Annotated in this window: 6 protein-coding genes and 1 pseudogene; 6 read left to right on the forward strand and 1 reads right to left on the reverse strand. The window is 61.2% G+C overall.

Annotated features, from left to right (window positions below; genetic code table 11):
- Positions 1-1,431, forward strand: a 1,431-nt coding sequence (locus tag AC1D1Z_RS33475) for an FAD-dependent monooxygenase (protein ID WP_477853134.1), incomplete at its 5' end; no start/stop codon positions are given.
- Between the two features lie 164 nt (positions 1,432-1,595).
- Positions 1,596-2,207, forward strand: coding sequence for a 2'-5' RNA ligase family protein (locus AC1D1Z_RS33480; RefSeq protein ID WP_477853135.1), 612 nt, complete (start codon positions 1,596-1,598; stop codon positions 2,205-2,207).
- A gap of 37 nt (positions 2,208-2,244) precedes the next feature.
- On the opposite strand, the gene AC1D1Z_RS33485 is transcribed toward AC1D1Z_RS33480, so the two are convergent.
- Positions 2,245-2,646: an acyl-CoA thioesterase gene (locus AC1D1Z_RS33485; protein WP_018245058.1), complete on the reverse strand. Its 402-nt coding sequence runs from the start codon at positions 2,644-2,646 to the stop codon at positions 2,245-2,247.
- A gap of 283 nt (positions 2,647-2,929) precedes the next feature.
- Between AC1D1Z_RS33485 and AC1D1Z_RS33490 the strand changes: the two genes are divergently transcribed.
- The 4 genes and pseudogenes from AC1D1Z_RS33490 to AC1D1Z_RS33505 form a co-directional block, all read left to right on the forward strand.
- On the forward strand, positions 2,930-3,865 hold the full coding sequence (locus tag AC1D1Z_RS33490) for a histone deacetylase family protein (protein WP_018449324.1): 936 nt from the start codon (positions 2,930-2,932) through the stop codon (positions 3,863-3,865).
- Between the two features lie 2 nt (positions 3,866-3,867).
- Positions 3,868-4,119: an exodeoxyribonuclease VII small subunit gene (locus AC1D1Z_RS33495; RefSeq protein WP_003545921.1), complete on the forward strand. Its 252-nt coding sequence runs from the start codon at positions 3,868-3,870 to the stop codon at positions 4,117-4,119.
- 87 nt (positions 4,120-4,206) lie between these two features.
- Positions 4,207-4,974, forward strand: a complete 768-nt coding sequence (locus AC1D1Z_RS33500) for an SDR family NAD(P)-dependent oxidoreductase (RefSeq protein WP_130751067.1) — start codon at positions 4,207-4,209, stop codon at positions 4,972-4,974.
- A 209-nt stretch (positions 4,975-5,183) separates the two neighbouring features.
- Positions 5,184-5,413, forward strand: a pseudogene (locus AC1D1Z_RS33505) (pirin family protein); the annotation flags it as partial.

The raw sequence follows: 5,413 nt of genomic DNA on the forward strand, positions 1-5,413 counted from the left end.
GCGAGGGTCTCCGTGCTGGTGCTGGAGCAGGCGGAAAGCCCGCACTCGCCGTTGAAAAAGCTGCCCTTCGGCATGCGCGGCCTGACGCTGCCGACGATTGAAGCGTTCTACAGGCGCGGCCTGCTCGATTCCCTTGAAGCGCCCGGGCGTCAGGCAAAGCCAGAGGGAAAACCGCGCAAGCAGGCCGGACACTTCGCCGGCATCCCCTTCGATTATGACAGGATCGATCCCTCGATGTGGACCTACCGATTGCCGAGTCCGGCCGACAGCAATATGGCGGCCGAAATGGAACGGGTCGAGACCGTCCTTGCCGATCGCGCGCAGTCCATCGGCGTCGAGATCAGGCGGGGTGTGCGCGTCGAAGGTTTCGCACAATCAGCCGACGGGGTCATGATCCAAGCTGGAGATCAGAGCTTTGAGGGCCGTTGGCTGGTCGGCTGCGACGGTGGCCGCAGCGTGGTGCGCAAGCTGGGCGGCTTTTCCTTCGTCGGAACCGATCCCGAGTTTACCGGCTATTCCGTGCAGGTCGATCTGGCCGATCCGGAAAAGCTGAAGCTCGGCCGACAGCTGACGCCGACCGGCATGTATTTCCAGACGCAGCCCGGCCACTTCGGCATGGTGGAGTTTGACAGCGGCGCATCTCACCGCACCGGACCGATCACGCTTGCGCATGTGCAAGCGGTGCTGCGGCGGATATCGCAGACCGATGTCACGCTGTCCGCGCTGCACGTCGCCACGAGTTGGACCGACCGCGCCCAGCAGGCGACAGAATATCGGAGAGGCCGGGTGCTGCTTGCCGGTGACGCGGCCCATATTCATTCGCCGCTCGGCGGGCAAGGGCTCAATCTCGGACTGGGCGACGCCATGAACCTTGGATGGAAACTGGCCGCCACCGTCCGCGGTGAAGCGCCGGACGGACTGCTCGACAGCTATTTCAGCGAACGGCATCCGATCGGTGAACAGATTCTCGCCTGGTCGCGGGCGCAGGTCTCGATCATGCGGCCAAGCCCCCACGCCCGTGCGATGGAATCCATCATCCGCGATCTCATCGCCACCCGCGACGGGGCCACCTATTTCGCCGACCGGGTCTGGAATGCGTCGATGCGCTACGATCTCGGCGACGGCCACGCACTGGCGGGCCGCAGCGCGCCCGACTTCGAATGGACCGACGGTACCAGGCTCGCCGCCCTGCTCGCCGACGGCACCGGTCTGCTGATCGACTTCGACCACCGCGCACCGCTCCGGTCGATCGCGCGCCGTTGGGGTGACCGGGTCAAATATGTCAGGGGCGACGTGAAGGACCGGCTGGGATTGACCGCCCTGCTCGTCCGTCCGGATGGAATTGTCGCCTGGGCCTGTGGGGGTGAGGCAGATCCTGAAGACGCTGTCGAAGCCGGATCGCGTTGGTTTGCTGTCCATGATGGCGGATAAGGTGCCGCCATCTTAACGAATGTCTCCAAGACTTCCATCACCATCGCGGATGCCTGGCAGGCGCCTGCCATCATTGGCGAGCGCTTTCGTGATGTGATAGCAAGACATGGGAATTGCACGCTCACGGCGCGGCGTGCCCGTGTTGGATAGAAGGACCTGCTGCTGTGATCCGCACGAAGGTCGATACGCTGTGGTTTAAGCAGTGCTGCGCGTTTCACCTGCAGTTTTTTCCCGATGGCGAAGCTCTGTCAAAGCTCTGCAACTTGCAGGACAGGATCGAGCGAGACAGCGATGCGCCGCTCTCACGCGTCCCGGCTAAGAGCCTGCACATGACGGTCGTCACCTTGGTCAACGCCGCGGCCCAATTCAGTATTCCAAACGACGAGGTCTGGAAGCTGAATGGGGAAAGATGGAAGGAGATCGTGGAGAGACTGGTCGAAGAGACCCCGCCATTTGAGCTCCATTTTCATGAGGTGGCTGCTTCGGAAGCCGCTATCTTCGTAAAGGCAGAGGAGCCGGCGGAATTGCGCAGGCTTCGTTCGGCCATTTCACATGCCATCTGCTTCGAACAGTGGCGTCCAACCCCGCCCCGAATAGCGCACATAACACTGTTCAGATTTTTTGCAGAGGACAGGCTACCAGCAGTCAACTTCGACGCAGGCTTATTGCCCAAGGCAATGAAGGTTGGATCCCTTAAATTGCTGGAAGAGCGCGTTTATCCAAGCGTCGAGATCAATATACTCAGCGAGCCACTCCTCCGAGGCAAAAGCACCTAGTGGCAATTCTGGCTGGTCGATCGGCTCTGCTTTGCCCCTAATCCAAAAACCGATAGAGCCAGTCGCGCGTTTCCTCCGGCAGCGAGGCCGGCGACTGGTCCTCGCGGGTGCGGGCCTGCCAGATGATCTCGACCTCGGCGGCACGCTCCTCCCCGGTGTCGATCGCAACGAGGAGGCCGATGGAATGCATGCCGATCTTGTCGACGGTGGCGGTGAAGGTTGCCAGCTCATCGTAGTGCAGCGGACGGTGCAGCATGCAGGAAACCTTGCTGGGGCTATAGACCGGTTCGTCATCGACATCGGGCCGTGAGGACCAGAAGCTCGCAAGGACGGACTCTGCATAGGAAATATAGGAGGCCAGAAACATCTGGCCGGTCATATCGACATCGCGAAACGGCACACGTATTTCCGCCACATCAGGACGTTTCGACTGACTCATCAACAGATCTGCCTTACAGAGTTCCCATGGCAACACTACTTCATAATAGCTTATATCGGAACTGGCTTAAGGATAAAATTACGCAGTAGTTCAAAGTGTTACAGTGTCCTTCACGCACCGGAAAGGCGCGGCTCCGTTGCAATGGAGCTGTTCGACGGAAACGGCGTAACTGAGACAGTTGTGACAGGCGAACGGTTGGACGGCGGCAGAGCGCTTGTTGAAATCGACCGATGATGCCCCATCTGCTGTGGCACATGACATAAGCGACCGATAGAGTGTCTTCATGAGCACCCGTCTTTATGAACACCCGATCTTCCTGGAACATGTGACGCCCGCTGGTCATCCGGAGCGATCGGACAGGATCCGCGCCATCAATGTCGCGCTGGAACATCCGAATTTCGAGCGGCTGGAGCGCCGGCAGGCGCCGCAGGCGAATGAGGATGCGGTGCTGCTTGCCCATCCCGAAGAACATCTCATCGCCGTCATGCGGGAGATTCCCGAGGAAGAGGGTGAGATCAACCAGATCGAAGCCGATACCTATGCCAGCAGCAAGAGCTTGCAGGCGGCGCTGACCGGCATCGGCGGGGCGATGGCGGCGGTCGACGACGTCTTTACCGGCCGGGCCGACAATGTCTTCGTCGCCGCCCGCCCGCCGGGGCACCATGCCGAGAAGATGACGGCGATGGGCTTCTGCTTCTTCAACAATGCGGCAATCGCCGCCCGGCATGCGCAGAAGACGCATGGCGCCGAGCGCATCGCCATCGTCGACTGGGACGTGCATCACGGCAACGGCACGCAGGATATCTTCTGGGACGATGCCTCGGTGCTGTTCTGCTCGACGCATCAGATGCCGCTTTATCCCGGCACCGGCGCCAAGGACGAGAAGGGTACGCACAACACCATCGTCAATGCGCCACTTTCGCCGAATGTCGGCAGCGACCACTTCCGCGAGGCGTTCAAATCGCGCGTGCTGCCCGCGCTTGACGATTTCCGGCCGGACCTCATCATCATCTCCGCCGGCTTCGACGCGCATCACCGAGATCCGCTGGCGCAGATCAATCTGACCGGTGAGGATTTCGACTGGGCGACCGGGCGCGTGCTCGAACTGGCGGACCGGCACGCGAAGAACCGGGTCGTCAGCCTGCTCGAAGGCGGTTATGATCTCGAGGGACTCGCCGAATCGGCGGGCATGCATATTCTGAGAATGATGAAGGGTTGAGAATGACTGACAGCGCCAAGCCGGAGGTGTCCGGCCTTTCCTTCGAAAAGGCGGTCGCCGAACTCGAAAGCATCGTCGCCCGGCTGGAACGTGGCGATGTGGCGCTGGATGAATCAATCGAGATCTACGAGCGCGGCGAAGCGCTGAAGAAACATTGCGAGACGCTGCTTTCGGCCGCCGAGAACCGCATCGAGAAGATCAGGCTCGACCGCGCCGGCAAGCCGCAGGGTGTCGAGCCGCTGGACGGCGCCTGAGGCGCTGCAAACTCCCTTTCGAAGGCCTTGGCTATCGGCTTCAGACCGATCTATGATCCCCATCCAAAACGATGAGGGGACAAGGAAATGACGGACAGGTTGAAGGGCAAGGTCGCCATTATCTCAGGCGGCGCGACCGGCATGGGCGGTGCCGCCTCGAAGCTTTTTGCGGCGGAAGGCGCGCGCGTTGCGATCATCGACCGCAATGGTGATGCAGCAGCCGAGACCGTCCAAGCCATCCGTGATGCCGGCGGCGAGGCCGAATACTGGACGGCCGACGTCTCGGACGAAGCAGCCGTCATTGCCGCCGTCGCCGGTGTCGAAGAACGCTACGGCGCAGTGACCGTGCTTTTCAACCATGCCGGCACCATCGTCATCAAACCTTTCCTGGAAACGACGCTTCAGGAATGGGACTGGCTGCATGCCGTCAATGTGCGCTCGATGTTCCTGATGACCAAGGCCGTGCTGCCGAAGATGATTGAGAGCGGCGGCGGATCGATCGTCTGCACCTCGTCGATCTCGGCGGTCGCCGCCACGCCGATGGAAGTGCTTTACGACACGACCAAGGGTGCCGTGCATATGTTTGCCCGCGCCATCGCGGTGGAATTCCGTGACCGCAACATCCGCTGCAATGCCGTTTGCCCGGGCTTCATCCGCACGCCGCATGGCCTGCGCGAGGTGGCCGATCTGCAGGCGCTCGGCGTCGACGTTTCGGATGCCGCCATTGCCGCGCAGCAGGGGCGGATCGGCGAGCCCGAAGACGTGGCGCGGGCTGCCCTTTATCTCGCCAGCGATGAGTCGAGTTTCGTCAACGGCGCCCATCTCTTCGTCGATAATGGCTTCACCGCAATCTGAGCCATCCGTGCGGCGCGCTTCAAAGTTAGGGCGTCCTTGGCACGTCCCGTTGGACGTGCGGCGCGCTAATTGCTATCCCTGGTCGATGCGCGACTGCCTCATTCCTTAAATCGAGGTCGATTTAAGGACAAATTATGCAGCAATTCAAAACTATAGCATCCTTTGTGCGTCTGAAAGACGCGCGGCACTGTAGTGATCGGAGATCCCTGATGTCCTTCTTTCCCGGTAAAGATCCCCTGCCCGGCGATGCCTTCGCCTGCGACGCGATCGAGAACCTGATCATCCCGCGCACCAGCGATATCGGCGGTTTTCAGGTGCGCCGCGCGCTTCCCAGTCGGCAGCGACGGCTGGTCGGGCCGTTCATCTTCTTCGACCGCATGGGGCCTGCGATCCTGAAGCCGGACGAGGCGCTCGACGTCAAGCCGCATCCGCATATCGG

The sequence above is a fragment of the Rhizobium sp. P1_E1 genome (assembly GCF_056406015.1).

What these genes read in the sequence shown, in the direction of transcription:
- AC1D1Z_RS33485 (WP_018245058.1), bottom strand. Translation starts at nt 2,646, where the DNA reads ATGAGTCAGTCGAAACGTCCTGATGTGGCGGAAATACGTGTGCCGTTT.
- AC1D1Z_RS33490 (WP_018449324.1), top strand. Translation starts at nt 2,930, where the DNA reads ATGAGCACCCGTCTTTATGAACACCCGATCTTCCTGGAACATGTGACG.
- AC1D1Z_RS33495 (WP_003545921.1), top strand. Translation starts at nt 3,868, where the DNA reads ATGACTGACAGCGCCAAGCCGGAGGTGTCCGGCCTTTCCTTCGAAAAG.
- AC1D1Z_RS33500 (WP_130751067.1), top strand. Translation starts at nt 4,207, where the DNA reads ATGACGGACAGGTTGAAGGGCAAGGTCGCCATTATCTCAGGCGGCGCG.